The 22,884-nt window shown below is 58.9% G+C and carries 16 protein-coding genes and 3 pseudogenes; 11 read left to right on the top strand and 8 right to left on the bottom strand.

Annotation, left to right across the window (positions count from 1 at the left end; genetic code table 11):
- Positions 1-123: 123 nt before the first annotated feature.
- The 6 genes from AC0L3D_RS05305 to AC0L3D_RS05280 all read left to right on the top strand — a co-directional run bounded on the left by AC0L3D_RS05305 (position 124) and on the right by AC0L3D_RS05280 (position 7,959).
- On the top strand, positions 124-1,110 hold the full coding sequence (locus AC0L3D_RS05305; protein WP_473643390.1) for a helix-turn-helix domain-containing protein: 987 nt from the start codon (positions 124-126) through the stop codon (positions 1,108-1,110).
- Positions 1,111-1,471: 361 nt separating this feature from the next.
- On the top strand, positions 1,472-1,933 hold the full coding sequence (locus AC0L3D_RS05300; protein WP_023797878.1) for a membrane protein: 462 nt from the start codon (positions 1,472-1,474) through the stop codon (positions 1,931-1,933).
- Positions 1,930-3,306 carry an FAD-containing oxidoreductase gene (locus AC0L3D_RS05295; protein ID WP_473643362.1) on the top strand — a complete coding sequence of 459 codons (1,377 nt, stop codon included), beginning with the start codon at positions 1,930-1,932 and terminating at the stop codon, positions 3,304-3,306. Before AC0L3D_RS05300 ends, AC0L3D_RS05295 begins: the two co-directional genes overlap by 4 nt.
- Positions 3,307-3,428: 122 nt before the next feature.
- Positions 3,429-4,484, top strand: coding sequence for a M14 family metallopeptidase (locus AC0L3D_RS05290; RefSeq protein WP_473643360.1), 1,056 nt, complete (start codon positions 3,429-3,431; stop codon positions 4,482-4,484).
- A gap of 327 nt (positions 4,485-4,811) precedes the next feature.
- The gene (locus AC0L3D_RS05285; RefSeq protein ID WP_473643359.1) at positions 4,812-7,001 is read left to right on the top strand and encodes an anthranilate synthase; all 2,190 of its coding nucleotides are present in this window, start codon (positions 4,812-4,814) and stop codon (positions 6,999-7,001) included.
- 28 nt (positions 7,002-7,029) lie between these two features.
- Positions 7,030-7,959, top strand: a complete 930-nt coding sequence (locus AC0L3D_RS05280) for a cation diffusion facilitator family transporter (protein ID WP_473643357.1) — start codon at positions 7,030-7,032, stop codon at positions 7,957-7,959.
- 308 nt (positions 7,960-8,267) lie between these two features.
- Here the strand turns inward: AC0L3D_RS05280 and AC0L3D_RS05275 are convergent, their stop codons facing one another.
- Positions 8,268-9,377: a hypothetical protein gene (locus tag AC0L3D_RS05275; RefSeq protein ID WP_473643355.1), complete on the bottom strand. Its 1,110-nt coding sequence runs from the start codon at positions 9,375-9,377 to the stop codon at positions 8,268-8,270.
- Between the two features lie 106 nt (positions 9,378-9,483).
- Here AC0L3D_RS05275 and AC0L3D_RS05270 point away from each other — a divergent pair, with 106 nt between their 5' ends.
- The 4 genes and pseudogenes from AC0L3D_RS05270 to AC0L3D_RS05255 all read left to right on the top strand — a co-directional run.
- Positions 9,484-9,921, top strand: a complete 438-nt coding sequence (locus tag AC0L3D_RS05270) for a DsrE family protein (RefSeq protein ID WP_473643388.1) — start codon at positions 9,484-9,486, stop codon at positions 9,919-9,921.
- 152 nt (positions 9,922-10,073) lie between these two features.
- A pseudogene (locus tag AC0L3D_RS05265) lies at positions 10,074-10,740 on the top strand (SDR family NAD(P)-dependent oxidoreductase).
- A 46-nt stretch (positions 10,741-10,786) separates the two neighbouring features.
- Positions 10,787-11,089, top strand: coding sequence for a putative quinol monooxygenase (locus AC0L3D_RS05260; protein WP_287204069.1), 303 nt, complete (start codon positions 10,787-10,789; stop codon positions 11,087-11,089).
- A gap of 215 nt (positions 11,090-11,304) precedes the next feature.
- Positions 11,305-11,557: pseudogene (locus AC0L3D_RS05255) on the top strand (AbrB family transcriptional regulator); the annotation flags it as partial.
- 474 nt (positions 11,558-12,031) lie between these two features.
- On the opposite strand, the pseudogene AC0L3D_RS05250 reads toward AC0L3D_RS05255, so the two are convergent.
- A pseudogene (locus AC0L3D_RS05250) lies at positions 12,032-12,346 on the bottom strand (ISAs1 family transposase); the annotation flags it as partial.
- 169 nt (positions 12,347-12,515) lie between these two features.
- Positions 12,516-13,823 carry an O-antigen ligase family protein gene (locus AC0L3D_RS05245; protein ID WP_473643353.1) on the bottom strand — a complete coding sequence of 436 codons (1,308 nt, stop codon included), beginning with the start codon at positions 13,821-13,823 and terminating at the stop codon, positions 12,516-12,518.
- Positions 13,824-15,064: 1,241 nt separating this feature from the next.
- On the opposite strand from AC0L3D_RS05245, the gene AC0L3D_RS05240 reads away from it, so the two are divergent.
- Positions 15,065-17,185 carry a hypothetical protein gene (locus AC0L3D_RS05240; protein WP_473643351.1) on the top strand — a complete coding sequence of 707 codons (2,121 nt, stop codon included), beginning with the start codon at positions 15,065-15,067 and terminating at the stop codon, positions 17,183-17,185.
- Positions 17,186-17,613: 428 nt separating this feature from the next.
- On the opposite strand, the gene AC0L3D_RS05235 is transcribed toward AC0L3D_RS05240, so the two are convergent.
- The 5 genes from AC0L3D_RS05235 to AC0L3D_RS05215 all read right to left on the bottom strand — a co-directional run bounded on the left by AC0L3D_RS05235 (position 17,614) and on the right by AC0L3D_RS05215 (position 22,882).
- Positions 17,614-18,741, bottom strand: a complete 1,128-nt coding sequence (locus tag AC0L3D_RS05235) for a glycosyltransferase family 4 protein (RefSeq protein WP_473643386.1) — start codon at positions 18,739-18,741, stop codon at positions 17,614-17,616.
- A 21-nt stretch (positions 18,742-18,762) separates the two neighbouring features.
- Positions 18,763-19,902 (bottom strand): glycosyltransferase, encoded by a 1,140-nt coding sequence (locus AC0L3D_RS05230; protein WP_473643384.1) that lies wholly within the window; start codon positions 19,900-19,902, stop codon positions 18,763-18,765.
- Positions 19,902-20,654 (bottom strand): class I SAM-dependent methyltransferase, encoded by a 753-nt coding sequence (locus AC0L3D_RS05225; RefSeq protein WP_473643349.1) that lies wholly within the window; start codon positions 20,652-20,654, stop codon positions 19,902-19,904. The genes AC0L3D_RS05230 and AC0L3D_RS05225 overlap by 1 nt, the downstream gene beginning before the upstream one ends.
- A 105-nt stretch (positions 20,655-20,759) precedes the next feature.
- Entirely contained in the window at positions 20,760-22,022 is a 1,263-nt protein-coding gene (locus AC0L3D_RS05220) for a polysaccharide biosynthesis protein (RefSeq protein ID WP_473643347.1), read from the bottom strand.
- Positions 22,019-22,882: a glycosyltransferase family 2 protein gene (locus AC0L3D_RS05215; protein WP_473643345.1), complete on the bottom strand. Its 864-nt coding sequence runs from the start codon at positions 22,880-22,882 to the stop codon at positions 22,019-22,021. The genes AC0L3D_RS05220 and AC0L3D_RS05215 overlap by 4 nt, the downstream gene beginning before the upstream one ends.
- Between the last annotated feature and the right edge of the window lie 2 nt (positions 22,883-22,884).

Raw genomic sequence — 22,884 nt, 5'->3', positions numbered from 1 at the left:
GGGCTTTCCTTTCCCGTTGACATTGATGGGTCGAGGATAGACTCGGCATCAGGCCGCAAAAGTGTCCCGATTGACATAGTTCGAAATAATTGGGACATTCCGGAAACTCTCATGGTGCTTATCATGGCCGATCCGATCGTTGCCGCCATCGCCTTCGATGGCATCAGCCCGTTCCACCTCTCCGTGCCGTGCCTTGTATTCGCAGAGGATCGCACGACGCTCGGCCTGCCGCGCTTCGAGTTCCGGGTCTGCGCGATTGAGGACGGGCCGATCCGCACCGATGCGGGGCTGATCATCAGCGTCCCGCACGGGCTTTCCGCGCTTGATGACGCCGACATCGTCATCTTGCCCAGCTGGAAGAACCTCGAAGTCCCACCGCCGGCGGCACTGATCGAGGCGCTGCGTCGCGCGCACCGGCGCGGTGCGCTGATTGTCGGATTGTGCTTGGGAACGTTCGCTGTTGCGGCGACCGGACTGCTTTCGGGGCGGCGAGCCGCGACGCACTGGGCTTTTTCCGACCAGCTGCAGGCCCTCTATCCCGACATTCTCGTCGAGCCGGAGGTGCTCTACATCGACAATGGCGATGTCGTGACCTCGGCCGGCGTCGCCGCCGGGCTCGACTGCTGTCTCCACATCATACGGGCTCGCTATGGCGCGGAGGCGGCACTCCGGCTTGCCCGGCAGATCGTGCTTTCTCCTCATCGTCAGGGCGGGCAGGCGCAGTTCATAGAACGCCCGATCGCCAGGACCGGCAATGCCGACCGCTTCGCACAGGCTCTCGACACCGTGCGCAAGACGTTGCACGAGACGCACAGCCTCGACAGTGTCGCCGACATCGCCGGCCTCACCCGCCGGACATTCACCCGCCGCTTCCAGAAAACAATCGGCACCAGCTTCGGCGACTGGCTGACCGACCAGCGCGTCGCGCTGGCGCAGCGGCTGCTGGAAGCAACGGAAAAATCGATGGACACGGTTGCCTTCGAGGCCGGGTTCGGCAGCGCCACCTCGCTGCGCCAGCATTTTTCGGCGCGGCTCAGGACCACGCCCGCGCAGTACCGGCGCGAATTCTCGAAGAACGTTCAGGAGCGCGTGGCGCAGGCGCCGAGGTGAGGCAATCGCTTCAGGTCTGGCGCTGCCCCTCATTGCCCTGCCGGGCATTTCTCCCCGTATAGTGACGGGGAGAAAGACGCCGTCTCCGACGATTTCGCCAACTGTCAGCGTTGCAAAAGGGGTGCCGAGGTTGCGGCCAGCCCCTTCTCCCCGTCACCATACGGGGAGAAGATGCCGGCAGGCAGATGAGGGGCCGCGCCGACGCCGATTGCCATCCAACAGGCTGTCTTTTCTCTGCTCTCTATCCTGCGCTCGCTTCGGGCCACGGTGATCCGTCCTGCTACGCCTCTGGTCAAATGCCGAACCTATGCTAGCCTGCCCCGGCTGGGCTGTCCCAGGCCGTGTGATCGAGGGGCCAATCATGCTGTACATTCTTGCACTTCTCATCGGCGTCGTTGCCGGTCTTCGCGCCATGACCGCGCCCGCCGCCGTCGCCTGGGGCGCCTGGCTCGGCTGGCTGCCGGTCGCCGGAACCTGGGCCAGCTTCATGGGCCACTGGATCACCGTCGGCATCTTCACCATCCTGGCCATTGCCGAACTGGTCACCGACCAGTTGCCGTCCACGCCGAGCCGCAAGGTGCCGCAGCAGTTTGGCGCGCGCATCGCTGTCGGCGCCTTCACCGGCGCGGTGATCGGCGCGACCGGCGGCGCCACCGTCGGCGGCCTGATCGCCGGCGCCATCGGCGCGGTGATCGGCACGCTGGGCGGCGCCGAACTGCGCAAACGCCTGGCGCTGGCTTTCGGCAAGGACCAGCCCGCCGCCTTCATCGAGGACGCGGTGGCGATCGTCGGCGGTCTGCTGATCGTGGCGGCGGTGGCATGACGGCAAAGTCATTCGACGCCATCATCATCGGCGCCGGCCAGGCCGGCCCGCCGCTCGCCGGCCGGCTGACGGCGGCCGGCATGAGCGTGGCGCTGATCGAGCGAAAGCTGGTCGGCGGCACCTGCGTCAACACCGGCTGCATGCCGACCAAGGCCATGGTCGCCAGCGCCTATGCCGCGCATCTCGCCCGCCGCGCCGCCGACTACGGCGTGACGCTCTCCGGTCCGGTCGGCGTCGACTACACGGCGATCAAGGCCCGCAAGGACAAGGTGTCGGACGACGCCCGCGGCAACCTCGAAAGCTGGATTGCCGGCATGGACAAATGCACGCTTTATCGCGGCCATGCCCGCTTCGAGACGGCCGATACCGTGCGCGTCGGCGACGACCTGCTGAGCGCCGGGAAAATATTCATCAACACCGGCGGCCGTGCCTCGGTGCCTGATCTGCCGGGCGTCGACGAGATTTCGTTCCTGACCAACTCGTCGATGATGGATCTCGACGTGCTGCCGCGCCACCTCGTCGTCGTCGGCGGCAGCTACGTCTCGCTCGAATTCGCGCAGATGTTTCGCCGTTTCGGTTCACAGGTCACGGTGATTGAAAAGAGCCCGCGGCTGATCGGCCGCGAGGACGAGGATGTCTCGGCCGCCATCCTGTCCATCCTCGAGAACGAAGACATCACGGTTCATCTCGGCGCCGGCGGCATCGGCTTCGCCAGGCAGGGCAGCGAGATCGCCGTGACTTTCACCGCCGGCAAGGCGCCGGCTGTCGGCTCGCATGTGCTGCTGGCAGTAGGCCGGACCCCCAACACCGACGATCTCGGCCTCGCCAACGCCGGCGTCGAGGTCGACAAACGCGGCTTCATTGTCGTCGACGACCAGCTTCGCACCGGCGTGCCCGGCATCTGGGCGATGGGCGACTGCAACGGCAAGGGCGCCTTCACCCACACCTCCTACAATGACTACGAGATCGTCGCCGCCAATCTGCTCGACAACGACCCGCGCAGGGTGAGCGACCGCATCGAGGCCTATGCGCTCTATACCGACCCGCCGCTCGGCCGCTGCGGCATGACCGAGGCAGCGGTAAGAAAGTCCGGCCGCCGCGCGCTGATCGGCCAGCGCCCGATGACACGCGTCGGCCGTGCCGTCGAGAAAGGCGAGACGCGAGGTTTCATGAAGATCCTGGCCGATGCCGACACCAACGAAATCCTCGGCTGCTCGGTGCTCGGCCCCGGCGGCGACGAGGCGATACACTGCGTGCTCGATCTGATGTATGCCAAGGCGCCGATCAGCACGCTGGCGCGCGCCATGCACATCCACCCCAACGTCTCGGAACTTCTGCCCACCATCGCCCAGGAGTTGAAGCCGCTGGCATAGGCCGGGCAGGACCAGTATGTCCACCGCGCCCGGCCGGGTAGGCCCTTGCGCCCATAGCGTGAAAAGCTGGACCAATCGACAGCGTATCGACGAAAGGGCATGAGTTTTCCTGGAGGATCATCATGCAGAAATCGATCGAGCGCCTTGCCGGCGACAGCGAAGGCGTTTGCTACGAATTCCCGGTCTTCCACTTCGAGGGAACGGACAAGGCGGCATCCTCGGCCTATCTGCAGGCCGCACTGCATGCCGGCGAACTGCCGGGCGTCGTCGCCATCGACGCGCTGATGCCGATGCTTGAAAAGGCCGAAGCCGAACGCCGCATCAAGGGCGATATCACCGTCGTGCCGCAAGCCAATCCGATCGGCCGCGCCCAGTATCATTTCGGCGAGCACCAGGGCCGTTTTCACCTGGGCACGCGCACCAACTTCAACCGCGGCTTTCCGCTGCTGGCCGCGCCTGACGTAAAATTGTTGCCCGACACCACGCTTGGCACTGCCGATCAGCGGCTGAAGAGCCGGCTGCTGCAGCTGTCGATCGGCCACGACATCGTGCTCGACCTGCACTGCGACGACGAGGGCCTCGCCTACCTCTATGTCCACACCAGCCTGTGGCCGGCCATGGCGGATTGTGCGGCGGCCATGGGCGTCGATGCGGTGGTCCTGTGGGATGAAGATACCGACGGCACCTTCGAAGGCGCCTCGATCACGCCGTATCTGAAGGTCCCTGCAGAGGTGGCGCGGTTCGACCGGCGCGTCGCCACCACGGTCGAGTATCGCGGCATACTCGATGTCGACGGCGCTCTGGCCGGCGCCGATGCCGAAGGGCTCTATCGGCTGCTGGTGGCGCGCGGCGTGGTCCTGGACCAGGCCTTATCCACGTCCGGCAGCTTCACCGGAATCGTTGCGCCGCTCGAAAACATCGACATGATGCCGGCGCCGCGGGCGGGCGCGGTGCTTTACGACGTGAAGCCCGGCGACCGTGTGGCAAAAGGCGCGCTGCTCGCCACCATCGTCCATGCGCCGGGTGAAGCCGGCGGCCGCACCCAGCTGTTCGCGCCGCAGGCGGGCATCATCCTGACACGGCGTTCCCGACGCATCATCCGCGCCGGCGAAGATCTGCTGAAGCTGGTCGGCGACAGCAAAAGCGCCGATGCACGGTCGGGAACGCTGGAGGATTGAGGGCTCATGCCCTTCTCCATGCCCTCCCCTTCTCCACCCCTTCCCCTTCTCCAGGCCCCTCATTGAATCCGTCCATTGAATCCAGTTGCGCGGCCGTTCAATCGCCGCTATTGGAATCGCCATGAACATGCGCTCGATCAAGACCGTCTGGTGGTGGGCTCGCTGACAGCGGCCTGTTCGAACGCGTGCGCGTGAAAAATGGAAGGTGGCCGCAACGGAATGTCCGGGCGGCCATTTGTTTTTCAAAGCCATGCCCCGGGTCCGTTGCCCCCAAGACGCTGAAATATCCAAGATGCTGAAATAGCCAAGACGCTGATGGAGACGGCAATGACGACGAAAATTCTGGAGAACGGGGCGGAGCGCTTCGTCACGGCGGGTGGCGTGACGATTACCCGCGAGCGCCATGACCGGCCTTACGAAGGCGCGATCGACGCCTATGTCGACGGGCTGAATGCGCGCCGTGGCGCCGTGTTTTCGTCGAATTACGAATATCCCGGCCGCTATACGCGCTGGGACACCGCCATCATCGACCCGCCGCTGGTGATCTCGGCGCGTGGCCGCGCCATGCGCATCGAGGCGCTGAACAGCCGCGGCGAGATGCTTCTGCCGGTGGTCGGCAAGGCGCTCGGCGGCCTTGACGAGGTGACGATCGCCGAGACGTCGAAAAAACTGATCCGCCTCGACGTGGCCAAGCCCGGCCGTGTCTTCACCGAGGAAGAACGCAGCCGCGTTCCCTCCGTCTTCACCGTGCTGCGCGCCATCACCGCTCTGTTCAAGACAGAGGAAGACGCCAATCTCGGCCTCTACGGCGCCTTCGGCTACGATCTCGCCTTCCAGTTCGATCCGGTCGACTACAAGCTCGAGCGCCAGCAAGGCCAGCGCGACCTCGTGCTGTTCCTGCCCGACGAGATTCTGGTCGTCGACCACTATTCGACAAAAGCCTGGACCGACCGCTACGACTATTCCAGCGACGGGTTTTCGACGCAGGGATTGCCGCGCGACGAAATCGTCGAGCCGTTCAGGACCGCCGACCGCATCCCGCCGCGCGGCGACCATGAGCCCGGCGAATATGCCAATCTGGTGCGCAAGGCGATGCAGAGTTTCAAGCGCGGCGACCTGTTCGAGGTGGTGCCCGGCCAGATGTTCTACGAGCGCTGCGAGACGCCGCCCTCCGACATCTCCCGCAAGCTGAAGGCCATCAACCCCTCGCCCTATTCCTTCTTCATCAATCTCGGCGAAGGCGAATATTTGGTCGGCGCCTCGCCGGAGATGTTCGTGCGCGTCAATGGCCGCCGTGTCGAGACCTGCCCGATCTCCGGCACGATCAAGCGCGGCGGCGACGCCATTTCCGATAGCGAGCAGATCCTGAAGCTGCTCAATTCGAAGAAGGACGAATCCGAGCTGACCATGTGCTCCGACGTCGACCGCAACGACAAGTCGAGGGTCTGCGACCCGGGCTCGGTGCGCGTCATCGGCCGCCGCCAGATCGAGATGTATTCGCGGCTGATCCACACCGTCGACCATATCGAGGGGCGGCTGCGCGAAGGCATGGACGCCTTCGACGCGTTCTTGTCGCATGCCTGGGCGGTCACCGTCACCGGCGCGCCGAAATTATGGGCGATGCGCTTCATCGAGCAGAACGAGAAGAGCCCGCGCGCCTGGTATGGCGGGGCGATCGGCATGGTCAATTTCAACGGTGACATGAACACCGGCATGACGCTTCGCACCATCCGCATCAAGGACGGCATCGCCGAGGTGCGCGCCGGCGCCACGCTGCTCTTCGACAGCATTCCCGAGGAAGAAGAAGCCGAAACCGAACTGAAGGCATCCGCCATGATCTCCGCCATCCGCGACGCCAAATCAGGCAATGCCGCCGACACCGAACGCGCCACCGCGCGCGTCGGCGACGGCGTCAACATCCTGCTGGTCGACCACGAGGACTCCTTCGTCCACACGCTGGCCAATTATTTCCGCCAGACCGGCGCCAATGTCTCGACCGTGCGCACGCCTGTGCCGGACGAGGTCTTCGACCGGCTGAAACCCAACCTGGTCGTGCTGTCGCCCGGTCCCGGCACGCCGAAGGATTTTGACTGCGCCGCCACCATCAAGCGGGCCCGCGCCCGCGACCTGCCGATCTTCGGCGTCTGCCTCGGTCTGCAGGCGCTGGCCGAAGCCTATGGCGGAGAACTGCGGCAGTTGCACGTGCCGATGCATGGCAAACCGTCGCGCATCCGCGTGTCGAAGCCGGGCATCATCTTTTCCGGCCTGCCCAAGGAGGTGACGGTCGGCCGCTATCACTCGATCTTCGCCGATCCGGTCCGCCTGCCCGACGGCTTCGTCATCACGGCCGAGACGGAAGAGGGCGTCATCATGGCCTTCGAGCACAGCAAGGAGCCGATCGCCGCGGTTCAGTTCCACCCGGAATCGATCATGACGCTCGGCCACAATGCCGGCATGCGCATCATCGAGAACATCGTTGCGCATCTGCCGCGCAAGGCCAAGGAAAAGGCGGCTTAGCTCCGGTTTCGGCGGCCGGAAGCAATCGATGACCGCTATTGATTCGAAAAACGCCGCCAAGCGCAAGGTCGCCAGCCTCGCGTTGTGGTCGATCATCGTCGCTTTCGTCGTGCTCGGCCTGAAGCTGGCGGCCTGGTATATCACCGGTTCCGTGGCGCTGTATTCGGACGCGCTGGAATCGATCGTCAACGTCATTGCCTCGGCCGCCGCCTATTGGGCGATCCAGGTCAGCCACAAGCCGGCCGACCAGGATCATCCGTTCGGCCACCACAAGGCCGAGTATTTCTCGGCTGTCCTGGAAGGCGTGCTGATCGTGCTGGCAGCCCTTCTGATCCTCAACGAAGTATGGTGGTCCTTGCGGCACCCCGTGCCGCTCGACCAGCCCTGGACCGGCCTCGCCGTCAACGGCGTCGCGACGGTGATCAACGCCTTCTGGGCCTTGACGCTGATCCGTGCCGGCCGTGCCGAGAAGTCACCGGCACTGGTCGCCGACGGCAGGCACATCATGACCGACGTGGCGACCTCGGTCGGCGTGTTCATGGGTGTGGTCGGCGCCGTGCTGACCGGCTGGCAAGTCCTCGATCCTGCTCTTGCCGTCATCGTTGCGCTGAACATCCTGTGGCAGGGCTGGCACGTCATCGGCTCGTCGATGAACGGTCTGATGGACCGCGCCGTCGAGACGCAGGAGCACATGCGCATCCGCGACGTCATCTCGGCCAATTGCAAAGGCGCGCTGGAAGTCCACGATCTGAAGACGCGGATTGCCGGCCGCGCCACCTTCATCGAGTTCCACCTGGTCGTCGACGCCGACATGTCGGTGGGCGCCAGCCACGTCATCTGCGACCGCATCGAGGATGCGCTGAAGGCAGAAATCCCCTCGGTGCGCGTCACCATCCATGTCGAGCCCGACGACGAGGCAAAACTGCCCAGGGGCACGACGGCCGTGCCGTTCGCGTGAGGCCTGAGAGACGCCGGCTTCCCTGCCATGACATCAAAAACGTCGAGCCGGTGCAGAACCTCTAGGCCGGCGGGACAGCGCCCCCCTCTGTCCTGCCCTCCCTTTGCCAAAATATGTCATCTCCCCCACTTGGGGGGAGATCGGCCGTCTTCCCGGCTTTCGCCAATCTCTGATGGTGCAAGAGTGGGCGGGACGCTGAAGCCGCCAATCTCCCCCCTCGTGGGGGAGATGCCAAGAGGGGCAAAGAGGGCAGGACAGAGGGGGGCGCGAAGGATCGCTGCCGCCGCCATTCTGATCCGAGGATCCGATCAAGGCGCGCAGGCAGCCTGCGGCATCGGCTCGAGCCGATAGACCTTGTCGTCGGATGCGGTCTCGCCTTCTGCCGCCTTCGAGCACAGGTCGACGATCGACAGGCTGCTGTTGGGATTGGCCAGCATCATCGTGCCGTTGGCGCCGCGGCGCAGATAAATCTCCCTGGCCGCGATGTCGCAGGAAAAGTCGCTCGTCCTTCCGCTCGCCACACAGCGCCACTGGTCCGCTTCGCCGTCACAACTGTAGCTCTGCGTGACCTCTACGGCATTCTGGCGCGTGGTGACGGAAACGACTATCTCGGCGCCATCAGGCCAGCTTGCCGTCTCGCCGTCCTTGGCGAAGGCGGCCAGTTCGATCGGGCCCCGGAAAACCCGGATGGTGTGGGTAAGCTGATCGGGATGCGAGCCGAGATGCGCGGCATCGTAGTCGCGCCCGTAGCAGAACGGCTGGTCCGGTTTCAGCCGCTTGCGCAGCGGTGCTCCCAGCGCCGGATCGACCGGATCGATGCGCGCGAATTCGGCCTTGCAGGTCTGCGCCGGCATGCGGTCGAGCCGGAAGCCGTCGTCTTCCGTGCCGAGTGCCTGCCTGGCAAACTCCGTTTCGCCAAGTTCATCCTCGGCGCCGGCATCGAGATAAAGGTTGCGATGCACGCCGGAGACGATCAGCCGGCCTTTTTCGTCGATGTTCACCAAGGCCATGGTGCGGTCGCATTCCATGCCGCAATGGATCTCGCCCGATTGCGGATCATCCTTGCCGCACCAGCCGCCGACCCATTCGGGCTTGTTGGCGCCGCGCACCGTCATCGCCAGAAAACCGTTGTAGCCGGATGGACCACTGCTCGGCTCCTCATTCGGAGGGCTCACCGGATCGCTGCCATGGTAGAAGAAAATCCGTTCCACCTTCTGGTTCGGGTGCAGCTTGAGATGCGCGGCATCGTAGATACGCCCGAAACAGCCATCCTTGCCGTCCGGGCTGAGTTCGGTGAGCTGAGGCGTATCGTCGGCAAGGGCCGTGCTGGCGACAGCGGCCAGCAAGGCGACAGCAAGTCCGGCGCCCACAATGGTCTTCCCCACAGTGGTCTTCCCCACAATGGTCATCGATGTCATGTGCCCCTCCTCGCCCCTCTTCGCCCGACCACGACGCAACGTCAATTTATGCTAGGATCGAGGCCGAAGCCACGCAATTTGCCAGGACAAAGTGGAGAACGACATGATGCGACGCCGCGATATTTTCCGCGTGGCCCTTGCCGGAGCCGCCGGTCTTCTCGGGTTGCGCCAGGTCAAGGCGGCGGCAGTCGAAGAGGAGAGGCAAAAGGTCGCCTATCACCTCAGCGACCTCGACAAGGTCGGCTTCGTGCTTGGCAATATCAAGAACCACTATGAGGGCACCGGCGGCAAGGTCGACATCGTGCTGGTCGTGCACGGACCGGCACTCGCCGCCTTCAAGTCGAAGAGCGCGTCGGCTGCCATTTCCAGCCGTTTTTCCGGTCTGGTTGGCGAGGGGCTGGCCCCGCATGCTTGCGCCAATACCATGCAGGGCATGGACATTGCGCTCACCGATCTGCTCGACGGCTTCCATGCCGCCGAGACCGGCGGCGTCGTCAAGCTCGCCGAATTGCAGCGCCAGGGCTACGCCTATTTGCGGCCCTGAACCTCTACGGACTCGGACATGAGCACGGCGAGGCCCTACGAAGAGCAGGACAACCCCGGAGGAATGCCAGCCTCCACAACCGCCCCTGTAACCTCCACCCCTGTCACTTCCGCGCTTGTCACCCCCACTTTGGCGACCTCGCCGGCAAGGCGGTGCTGGTCACCGCGACCGGAATCGGGGCGGCGCTTGCGCTGGCCTACGCCGCGCAGAAATGCCGCGTCGCGCTGCATTACAATTCAAGTCGGCGAAAACCTGGCCAAAACCATCCGCAACGGCGGTGGCGAGGTATTCCCGGTCCAGGGCGATTTCTCGATCGCTGCCGATGTCGAGCGCGTCGTCGAGGACAGCGCGCAACATTTCGGCCGGCTCGATGGCCTGGTCAACAATGCCGCCTCGGCCGCGTGCCTAAGCCGAACTGAGCGAGGCGCATTGCGACGCGGACCTCAACGCCCGCTCCGTGCTGACCGCATCACGCAAGGCGATGCCATGGCTGAAGCGCCAGGGCGGCTTCATCGTCAACACCTCGTCGATCGCGGCACGCAATGGCGCCGATCGCGGCACGCTTTATGGCTCGGCCAAGGCCTTCGTCTCCACCCGTGGCATGGCCAAGGAACTGATCGGCTCGCGTCAACGCGGTGGCGCCGGGCACCATCGCCTTCCATGAGCGCTATTCGACCGAGGAGCAGGCCATGGTTGCCACCATTCCGCAGGGCCGCGCCGGCACGCCGCAGGACTGCGTCGGCGCCGTTCCTCTCGTCAGCCCTGCTGAGCGGTTACATCACCGGCCACGAGGTGAACGGTGGCCAGTTGATGCCGTGAGCGGCGGCCTGCATACTTGTCGCAGCAAGCAACGGAGAAACCGGCAATGTACGGTCTGATCGGCAAGATGCGGGCGACGCGCGGCCAGCGCGACGCCATGATGGATGTCCTGCTTGCCAGCACCGGCGCCATGCCGGGCTGCCTGAGTTATATCATCGCCACCGATCCGGCCGATGCCGACGCGATCTGGGTGACCGAGGTATGGACCGACCAGGCGAGCCACAAGGCTTCGCTGCAATTGCCGGAAGTCCAGGCGGCGATTGCCAGGGCGCGGCCGATCATCGCCGGGTTTGAGTTCCAGGTGGAAACGCATCCTGTTGGTGGGTTTGGGTTGGCTGAGGCGGGATAGGCTGGCGGGACAGCGCCCTGGGCAGCGCCCCCCTCTGTCCTGCCCTCTTTGCCAAGACTTGGCACCTCCCCCACCAGGAGGGAGATTGGCAGCTTCAGCGTCCCGCCCACGCCACCAGAGGTTGGCGAAAGCCGGGATGACGGCCGATCTCCCCCCAAGTGGGGGAGATGTCCGGCAGGACAGAGGGGGGCGCGAAGGATCGCGACGCAAGGCGAACGCGTGCGCTGCCGCAGATCGTCGGCCCGATCAGCATCCTCATCGCCTTCTGCGGCGGCCTCGGCTTCATGATCAGCCATGTGCTCGATCCGCTGACCGCCTATCTGGCGACCAGCCCCGGCGGACTCGCCATCATCGCCGCCGCCGCACAGCATCTCCTTCGTCATGGCGCTGCAATCGGCCCGCTCCCTCGTCGTGCTGCGGGTCGGACCGAGCGTGGCGCGGCTGGTGGCGCGAAGGCTGAGGGAATAGAGCTGCGGCTGCAGAAAGACCTGCGGCGCTGTCACATGAATGGGCCGCAATCTGCTCGCGGCCGCTGAAGGACCAGCCCGGTCGCTCAGGATTGCGTCGGTAACATGGGAAACACCCCGGCCCACTTGTAGGGTTCCGAATCGAGGTTAACGACGTAAGTCGCCGAGGATTGCGCGTCGGTGCTCCAGCCGGCCTTTTTGCACCTGAGTTTGATTGAGCGCTTGTAGCCGGCGGCTCTGACAAGTTGAGGGCGAAATGGCGCACGATGGCCAGGGCGCCGTGGCCTTTTCTGAGGCGCGACTGGTCGTCGTTGAAGACGACGCGGTCGAGGGCCCAGTGCAGAGCGTTCTCCAATGGCGGCGCACGGCATGAGCGGCCCGTTCGGCTCGGCGGAGGCGATAACGTACCGCGTGTCGAAGCGGCTTTGTCCTTCAGCCCGGTGCGCGAGCTGACGCGCACGATGGTTGTTGCGCCTGGCAGGCGCAGTTCGCCGGGAAAGCGGCGCTGGCCTTGGACCCAGCCAGCTCGCGGGAGACGGTGACGGCGCGCTGCTTGATGCGGCCATGGCACCCTGTCGAGATCAACGAAGCTGTCGAGGCAATCGGCGGGAGCTTCGACGAAATAGCCCTCAATGTCGGCTCTGCGCGCCGGCTGGTTGGCCTTGACGGCGAGCAGGTAGTCGGCGCCGGTTGTAGCAATGGCGGCATTAGTGGCGATGACGTCGATCGAGACGAGCGTGCCCTTGAGGCCGTCATTTGCCGCCAGGCGCTCGACAAGCACCGGGATCGCAGGTTCGCCTGCTCGGTGCTGCGCCATATCCGGGTGACCTCGAAACATGAACTCTAACAGCGCATCATGGCTGGAATCGACGAGGTCAATCGCCATCCCGCTATCCACACCTGGTCCTACAAACTCGCCGAGCCCGCCTTGATATGATTCGAACCAAAGAAACGCAGGACTAGGAAGGCGTTCCGGCGGGAACAAGCAATTTTTCGCCGTTATGATCGAATTCACTCTTCTGGGCCAAACGGGCTGCAAATCCTGTGTGGAAGATAACAGCGTTCAGATAGGCAAAGGTTATCGCCAATGCCGCGGTTCGCAGCGGATAATCGACCAGCGAATGAATGAGAAGAAAAGTTACCGAGAGGATCGCTGCTTTCTGGAGCGGGTCTCGGCGAATCCTAACCAATGCAGAGAAAAGCAAAGCAAAATAGCCTGCCAAAAGCAGGACAACAGGAACTCCGCCCTCGAAGGCTATTTCAAGGTAGTCATTATGGGCATGATTCACGTATTGCTGGAAAAGCATGCTCTCTCGTTCGTATATCTGGTAGGCCTTTTGAAAATTCCCGAACCCGACACCCGTCGCCCAATTGTCCTTGATCCCCTCGATGGTGGTTCGGGCGAGTTCTCCTCGCCCGAAGGCCGGATCGAGCACCTGTGTACTTATCTTGGTCCAGGCGCCTAGCGTGTAAATCGAGAGTCCAACAAGAGCCAGGAGCACGCTAAATCCACTCGCCCTTGAGCGGGCTGAAAGGAAGATGACCGACAACACCGTGATCGCCAATCCGATCAGAGCACCGGCTCGGGAACCGGCTGCCAAGAGCAGCAGCAAAATCGCGACAAGGCCGATGGATCCAGACCACAGATGCCCGCGGAACAGGCCGTAGTAGACGACGAAGGGAATCGAAACGAAAAGCAACGCAGAAAAGTGGTTCGCGTTGGCAAAAAGCCCCGCGTTAATCGTAAAAGGCAAGAGCCCGACAATGGCGATGTCAGTGGAAAGCGAATATTGAATCGCTCCCGCCAAGCCGTGGCAGATAACACCCATGAAGAAAAAAGGAAGAAGCGCGGCGACCTGCTCGGCGCGCAAACGCAATACGGCTAGAAAAAATGCGGATGCGGACACAAAATAGAGCAGACATTCGACTGTGCGGCCCACCCCAACGCTGACGAAGCGAAAACGATTTTCTCCGATCCAAGGATCTCCAAGCAGCAGTTCCGGCCGCAACCCGTTGAATATGGCCGCCGGCAGTGGGACGATCTGCAAAACGATCAACGCCACAGCGAAGATAAGCAGCCACAGAACATAGTGGGGGATTCTATGGCCAGAGGCCGGTGAAAAGACTGCCGCAGCCGAGACAATTGCCGCGACCTCAATTAGCGTGTCCGTGTAAAGGCCGCTCCAAGTGCCACCGCCGATCAGCAGCGATATAAACAGAACCGATCCGAGGAGATACTTATTCCATTCCGATGGTCGGTCGCTCAAGATGGAAGCCTCTCGATGCTCAATCTGTGCATTCCCAACGTACCCACATATCGAAACCGCCATCTCTCGGCAATGGCGGCAGTCTATAGCCTTAGCAACTGGAGAGGACAGGCCCAGGCAGTTCCTTTAGGACCTGCAGGGCGCGGCCGCCGGAGAGCGGCGCCGACGATGATGTCGTCGACGAGGTGCTCGCGCAGGCAGGCAACCCACTGCATTCAATTTCTCAACAACGTCGTAATTTGCCTTGATCCATGTCAGCCGCTCAGGATGGGTAAGAATCGGAACGAACCCGGCGTTTATGAGGTGCAGAGCAAGTTTATTTCGTGGCGTTTGAGCGCCATCGCCTCGATGCCTGCTATCGCACATTCTGTCTTTCGTTTTATGACAGGCAGTTGGCGAGAACTATGAACCTGCTAGCAAGATTTGTAGGTCGAACTGCCTGCGCCGGCTGTCCGCACAAGATGCCATTCTCGGCAAGCTTGGCGGCCAAATCCGCGCCATCGGACGTGAGGTATTGCACAACGAATGCATCACCGAACTTTGAGGCGACATTACCGTCGCAAGGCGTCCCCTTGCCGACTGGCTTGCAGGTCAGGGCGAGCCCTTGGTAGTCCCGTCGCGCGACCTCGGTCACCATGGCGCGTATGGCCTGCGGCTTCGCAAACGCTACACCGCACAGGAGAATCTTACGGCTGCCGACCCTGAGATCGTCGATTGTCGGAATCGTAAGCTTACCACTAAACACATCAAATGACGCGCTCGGCCTAAAGCACCGGCGCATTCGGTTCGTTCTTTTGTATCAAAATTATGCTGAGAAAGCTGACGCCAAATACCAATGCGAGTAGCGAAAGCAAGCCTATCTTCCTGAACGACAAAATCTCCTCCGCTTACGCACGGCTCTAGGCCCTATGCCAAACGCCAGACCGCCTTTGAAACGATGGCAGCCCGACTAAGGGCGAAGAATCGTTGTAACATATTACGGTGTTGGGCATTTCGAAACGTACCGGTGGTCACGACCGAAATTATGATAGACTTTATCATCGTTCGGAATTTCTCGCACCTCACGTCGAAGAGGTCCTTCAGCCTTGAAGGTAGGTCGTGCTTTTCAAGGTGAGTTTAGAAAATAGTTTGGCGCAGGGTTAACGACGCTGCATCGCTTCTGGGTGTCTCAGGCAGCTGCCCAACAAAAGTCGATTTTTGCTCTGATTGGCTCCAGACGAAAACGGTCCCGGAAATTCAAAATGGCAAATGACGCACCGGCGATTCAGCTAGAGCTCGACATGGCGCTTGGAGGCCTTTCCTTGCCAGCTGGGGTTTACCAAATGGTGCCCGGATCCGAATCGCCGTTTACGCTTAGCAATCTTCCAAACCAAGTTTACAGAGCGATCGCGTTAATCCAGAGCAATTTTACGATTTCCGGGAACGGAGTGATTTTCCACGGTGTCAACAGGCCTGGAGTAGCAGTCTCCGATGTTCAGCCAGTTTTCGCTACGGACAAGAACTTGACCGTTGGAACAATCAAGAATGTGACATTCAAAGACATCGCCTTCGACCCGGCAAACGCCGCTTCCCCACCTAATTCAAACCAACGCTTCCTATATGGCGTCGGCATCGACGGTTTGCGGTTTTTGGACACGATCGGACATTCTAGAGGGAATCGGAGCGGGTATTTCGCCCATATTCAGAACAGCCGGAACATTCAGGTAACCGGTCATCGCCATGATACAATGACAGGGGGGTTCAATCTTCGGTATTGCGAAAACATCGTAATCACGGACTTCGTATTTAACGATTTCTCCGAAGCTATCGACTTGGATGGACCCACAAAACGGGTGGTCATTCGCAGTGGCGTCTTTCAAGGAACAACGCGCAGGCAACAGTGTATAGACCTCAATGATCAGATTGACGCATCGATTGGCGATTTTTCGGTAAACAACGTCGGCAACATCATTACCATAAACTATAAAACAACGACACCAGACACATACGGTGAATATCTCGATAATTCGCCGGTAAGGAATTTTCAGGTCGGAAAGCGTATAGTTGTAAGCAACATCACGGGAAGCGAAATCGGCGATGGAGTTAACAACCCTTCTATATACATCGGATGGGATTGGGCGGCAGGAAATCACGCGGGTTCTGATCCGGTCAGCGATATAACTCTTGAGAATATATGCTTAGAGGACACTGGGTTTATCTTCGTTCGCGAAGGATCAGGCCTTGTTTTCAAGAACATCACTTTACGATCAGTAGTTTCCGCACCTGGATTCTCGGCCGTCGACATGCGCTCGGCTGGGGCCAACGCCGATCAGATTGGCTTTTCCAACCTCGATGTCCACATAGACAAGTTGAGGATCGAAGGTGCCCAACGTGGAGCCCTGAAGATATCTGCCCCGTCTCGTGCTGTCGTCGACGGCCTCATCACTCGTGGCAACAACACACTGGGCGGCACAGATCCCGATCTGGTTCTCACGTCACTGCACACGCGAGCTGGCAGCTGCGTCATAGATAACTGCGAGATCGAAGGGGATGTCTTGATAATTGGTGATAGTACGGCCGTTTCGGATTGGAAAAGGCAGACCCTCTACAAAAGGAACTCAGTTGTCTGTAATAATGGCCGTTTCTATCTTTCAACCGTCGACGGTATGTCGGGGTCGTCTGGCGGACCGTCTGGAATCGGGACGGCCATTCCTGACGACGGCAGCGAATCTATTCCTGTGTGGGCCGGCGGCAGCAAGTATTTGCTCGACGGCCTCTGCAGAAACCAAGATCGTTACTATGTCTGCATGACAGCTGGCGTTTCAGGGTTGTCCGGCGGCCCTACCGGAACTGATGAAAGAATCCTCGATGGGAGCGTTGTCTGGCGACCCATCAATGGGCCACTGCTGTGGCGTTATCTCGACAGCCCCTACTCCGTCCTGTGGGGTAGGAAAAACCGAGTCGGAGGAACCATCATCCTGGGAGGCGACGCCCCAAAATTCATCCACGGTGAGCATGTGGACGTGGAGGTCGGCGACCTTGCTGCCAAGGGAACCGTCAGTAAGGGCCTATTTGTAGCGCGACGCCGGACATTGATTACACGTGGCAGCTATTTGGTCGTGACGGGAGTGACAGCCGATGGAGCGAACTATCGAAATCTCTGGCTGACGCGTCATCGACACGGGTCACCCATCAACATCGCCACCGTTGATACAAAGACGGAAGGATTCGCCGCATTCATCTGTCGTGATGCTGGCATCACATCGGCCGATGCCGGCTGCTACTTGGATCCGGGCGATGTAGTCGCCTTGAACTCAAATCACAAGGGTGCAGGCCTGATGCTGGAGGGCCTTAGGGTGACGCTGGACTTCATCGAATACTGAAGCTGATCAAATCGAATACTGAGCTGGTCAAAAAGACATCACAAAAGGACGTCGGCGAGGCCACAGACATCCTCGACTATTGCAGCCGGCCCCGGACAGGAGGGGATCCGCTATGGGGGCGCGATTGCCAGCCTGCCTATGCTGGTTGCGATCGGCTTGCGACGGCCAGTGCCGGGTTCTCAAGTTTCTCGCGCAATCGAACGGCATTCATGGGAAGCAGCCTACCGGCGGCGCAACCGCCTGCGCAGCAACCACTGATATCGCGATCGCGCAACAAGAGCAGAACGGTGATCGCATGTCGGGATCCAGCGCCAGTGACGGGTTATATCTCGACAATGGGCCTGCAGAATGGCGGAAGTAACGTAACGCTTGCCGAGGCGGTTGTTTCGGCAGTATCAGCCTGTCTGGCCAATTTGTCGGTCTCCACCCTAGCTGTCTGCTGCTTTTATAATTTGCTGTATCGCGCTCAAATATTTCTCTATTACTATCGCCTCTGAGAATTGCTTTTCTATTTTTCTCCTGCTCTTCTGCCCCATGCTAATTCGCGATTGATAATCCATTGCCGCAAATTCAATCATCTTACTTGCGAGATCCTCAGCATCTCTTGGCCTGCAAAGAAACCCATTTTCGGCATGATCAACCACCTCTTTGCAACCAGGCACGTTAGTCGCAATAAGAGGCTTCGCCATGGCGCCGCCTTCCAGGAGTGAACGCGGTGTGCCCTCACGGTAGGACGGCAAAACGACACAATCGGCCGCTTGCAAAAACGGGCGGACATCGTCGGTTGAACCCAAAAATTCAACTAGCCCTTCATCAACCCATTGCTCAATTCTATTGCGCGGCACCGCAGTCCTGTTTTCCACATCCAGAAAGCCCAGCAGCTGGAAGCGTGTTGTCGGCACTTTTTCGCGAACAAGCCGGGCTGCTTCAACAAACTCTCCGACTCCCTTGTCCCAAAGCAGCCGCGCTACAAGAATGAACACGACTCCATTTAATCGGGGGGTCTCATCCACAGAAGGAGAGAAATGGTCCAAGTTTACCCCAGAACCGGGCAACAGCAACGTCTGCTCTTCCCGAACGATTCCCTCGTCGACAAATAGCACTCGGTCGTCATCGTTCTGAAAAAATATCCATTTTGAGCGATACAGTGCACAACGATACATCGATTGAACAAGCTTCCGTAGGAACCCGCCGCGCACGAACGCAGTTCCAAGTCCTGAAATATTGTTTATTACTGGAACACCACTTAGGTGTGCCGACACGGAGCCAAATATATTCGGCTTTATTGTGAACCCTATAAAAACATTCGGTCGTTCTTGCCGGATGATACGCCAGTAGCTCCAAGCCAGATGAAGATCTCGGAACGGTGACATCCCAGCATTATCCATCTCAATCGCAATGTAGCGGCACCCGAGATCCGTCACTTTTGCTGAATGATCATCCTTTGGCGCAACCACAGAGACTTCATATCCACGGGAGCGCAACGCCTTGATCAACCCACTCCTGAAGTTAACAACATTCCAGGAGGTGTTCACCGAAAGAACTACTTTTGGCATTTCAGACACATTGATCTTCGCTCATATGGGGCCATCTCCTCCCAAGAGCCGATCTACAAAAGCCCTAGGTGAACGCAGAGTTAGGGCTTTGCCATAGAGGCTGAATCGGTCGCCCGTTTCGATCACCCGCATCAACGCGCTTGCGAGTTCGGCGGCACCAAACTCTCCCGTAATCTCAACTCCCGGTAGCAAGTGGAGATCTCCCGCGCATGGCGTAGTGACTATACCAGGAACTCCACAAGCCATCATTTCCAGGATAACATTGGGAAAGCCCTCGCTTATTGATGTAAGCAGACCGGCTTTCGCTGCGCGAAATAACGGAAACGGATTGTCTCTGTGGCCGGCGAAATTTACGCGTGCGGCTAAACCTTGTTCTCTTGCGTATACTCGCAGCTCGGCATCCATTGGACCCGCGCCGATCATTGTTAACCCAAAATCCCCCGCATTTCTTTTCTTTAACTCTGCAAGGACGTCAATCGCCATCTTAGGGCGCTTTACGTCTATCAATCTCCCACACCACACTATCTGGGGACGTTCCGCAAATATTTTTGTATCCTGCTCCGACAGCTTGTCTACGGATTTCCTTCCAATAAAGTCGGCGTCTACCGGATTTGGGACAATAGACAACTTTCCGAAGGCCTTCCGAGGCAGCACATCAGTCAATTTTCGCTTCATGTAGCCTGTCTGCGCCACGATCATGTCCTGGCTTCCATAAGTGGAATAGAGCATCCTGTACGCTAGACCGCGAACGCCAGCAAAACGGTCCAAGAGAACGGTTGATTCTCGTGCGACAAGCCGGCTAGTTCGTACAACCCCAGCGCTTCGAGCGCCGGCCAAAAAAGAATTGACTCTGGTATGGCTCGAAAAGACTAGATCATATTTGTGCCGGACTAATCGCGGGACGAGGAAAAATTCGCTCAAAATTTTTCCGCCGCCGTATCCGTAGCTGAGCCGCACACCATTTCCATCAGGGTCGGCAATATGCTGCTTCAACTGCCTTCCCAAAACGGCAATTTCCACGTCCCACTCTGAGCGGCTCGCGAGTTCGTGAGCAACTAGATTTATGATGGTTTCGGCGCCGCCGGTAAGCTCAAGTGGAAGCGCGACAAGCGCGCGCCTCTTGCACCCTGGCCGGGCTAGCGTCCTTCGCTGAGGCCGCATCAATGCATGCGCCGAAAAACATACGCATAGGTCTCGGCAGCGTCAGCGCCAAGAAAAACGGCCGAAACGCCCTGCCAAACGCGCCAAGCGAAAAATGCAGGAACGAACGCATAAAAGTATGTGCTCGTCCAAAACAATCGGCGCTCGACTAATTCTAAGCCATTCTGGGCGGCTATTCTTTCCACCTCACTGGGCAAACATTTGTCATAGAAGGCCGGAAATCCATCATGTCCCAAACTTTTTTTTGGAAAAAGATTGAAAAGCAACCAGCGTTTTACCTTCTCAGGCAGAACACGGTTCAACCGGGCGAAAATTGCGTTCCGCGAGGGCGAGAAAATCGCAATCAGACCTCCTGGCTTAGCGCAGCTAGCAATAGCGCGTAGTGCTCCAGTGCCATCTCTGACGTGTTCAAGCGTCGCCTGGCAAATAACAAGGTCAGCATCGCCTCTTCCAGAAAAGATCGTGAGATCGGCCTCGATCCGCTCGTCGTAAGCCCCTTGGGGAGCCTTCGCGAGTTCACCACCTTCGAGGTCAAGCCCAACGACAGTGAGGTTTAGCCTTTGCTTGTCTGACAGGCTCACAAAAGGTCTCGCCCCTCCCCCCAAATCATAAACCAGCGCATTCTGGGTTAATAGCCGAGGGGCTATCTCGGTCGCGAACGTCCGATTGCCATCAGTGCGAAAGCGCTCCGGCAATAGCCGGTCGCAATACTCAGATATGGCTACGTTTTTCTGAAGAAACCAGCGTAACATCTATCTTTTCCACCATCGATTCAACTTTGCTGCGGCAAAAGCTAAACTAGCCATTAGTTCAAACCGCAATGCTGAGTTTCCCATCAGCCGTACATTGCACTTGACTCAACTTGCACCCTCCGAACGACCCTTTGTAGCCTTCGTCATCTCGCCGCGACCATCATCCAATATCGCGCTCTTCAGCAGAACAAATGAGCACGCCGCTGCCAACAAATAGCCTGTCAAAAAAGCCACCTCCGCGCTGTACCGCAAAGATAATGCTAAACCTACAGCAGAGATAAGACCAGATACTGACGCGCCGATTGCATACGCGTATGTCAACTTTAACGTGCTATGCGATCGAAGCGCAAATGGGTCAATCACAACCTTTTTAGTTCTATTTATCAGAACAGCAGCCGATAATATTGTAAAACTTAGGGGGTCAAATGAATTGTCGAACCACTTTCCACCATAGCCCGAGAAGAACAAGAGGACGATTCCCGCAGCCGATACCGCGGCCAAAACGGCTGCGACAGCCGCTCCCGTCAACAATCCGCGCTTAAACTCCCTAATGCCTCCAACTGCGGCATGAGAAAACGCTCTCGGCACAAACACGAAACTGGCTGCATTCATAAGAAAGCCAACTGACCTTTGGGCAAGATCAACGCAGAACGAGAACACTCCGAGTTGGTCATGGGAGCCAAGGATCATAACAATGTATCGAAGGCCTACAAACAATCCGTTTTCGGCTAAATTGCTTAAGACGTAAGCATGACCTGTGACGAGCGATCTTCCAAGATATGATAGCCGCGGGCGCCTCAGGTCCAAGGGACCCACGAACCAAAAAGAGATTATCGCTCCCACGAAGTAGCTCACAGAGAACGCAACGAGGGCAGCCTGAACTTTCGCGTCCCCCGAAACCAGAAACATGACTAGCGCCTGATAGGTCAAAGCCTGCCCTATTGCAGACCAGCCGTACGCCCACAAGCGAAGTTGAGATCTAAGTATTTCTTGCAGAGCAGTATGAAGTCCAAAAGTCGCTATGATGGAAATAGCAACGACACTGCCAGACCGAAAGCTTTCCGTTATGATCGCGCTCACGGCGACAAGTACTGACAAACCAAACAACACTACCAGTACGCTAGATATGTATTCCCGTTCCAGTCCATATACTTTCATTTTAGCGGATGCGGGCATTATGGAATAGGTTGCAACCCCGAATACCATGGTCGAAATAAACGAAACGGTTGCGATTACCGTGCTAAATATTCCATAATCATTTGGTTGCAAAACATGTCCAAGATAAAATAGTGTGTATAAGTTTATTATCCCAGGTACTACTCTAATGACCAGAGACTCTCCCAACCTACGCAGATTCTCTCTTATCATGAACTGAAACTCGAAACGGATTTTCTAAGAAAAACGGGAACACTTAGAGAAAGGAAAATCACACTTGAGATCACCGCCTTCGATAAAAATTTCTTCGAGAAATACCTACCAAGGAAAAAGGCCCTTATGTAGTTGCAGTTCAACAAAAATATAGGATAGGGATTTTCCCTCTGTAACTGCCTAATTTTCGCTGACATACCATCCGCCAAATACCTCTTCCGTCCAATGTCAATATTTACGCAATTCACATCGTATTGCAAAGCTATTCTAGACCAGAGTAGCGAAGTAGGAACTCGTCTGAAATTCCCGGCAGGTGGCGTCGCAGCCAATTTCAATAGCCGAGTCTTGATGATCTCCTTTTTATCGCCGACTACCCTTTCGTCGGCTCGGATTTTAATCAGATTTGAGCGTGCGGTCGGAAACGAGTTTGCGTTAGCACGCTCGTCACTGATCACCATTGAAAACACAAATCCTGCGATCTTGTCCTCCCTTGCCGCGGGTCCCACGAGCAGATCTACGATCCTTGGCAAGTTATTAGTGAAACATTCGTCATCATCATCGAAAATCATGGCATACTCGCCGGCAGCCGAGCGAATAGCTGAAAACATCGCCGATGCCCTACCTTTGTTTTGGCTGTGTGTGACAACCAGCCTCGTTTCGCTCGACGCGATCTCGTGCAAGGCTTCGCAAGTGCCGTCGGTTGAGCCATCGACATGTACACACACCTGCAGGCGGCTTTCTGCTTCCAATAGACGCTGGACCAGTTCTGTGACTGCGTCCCGCCGATTGAACGTCGGGATACAGACGCTCAGAACTGGCCTATCTAGTCGCCCAGTTCCTGACCCATCATATTCAATCATTA

The organism is Mesorhizobium sp. WSM4837 (assembly GCF_055811435.1).
Note: the sequence above shows the minus strand (reverse complement) of the source record. Positions and strands in the feature narration are given on the sequence as shown.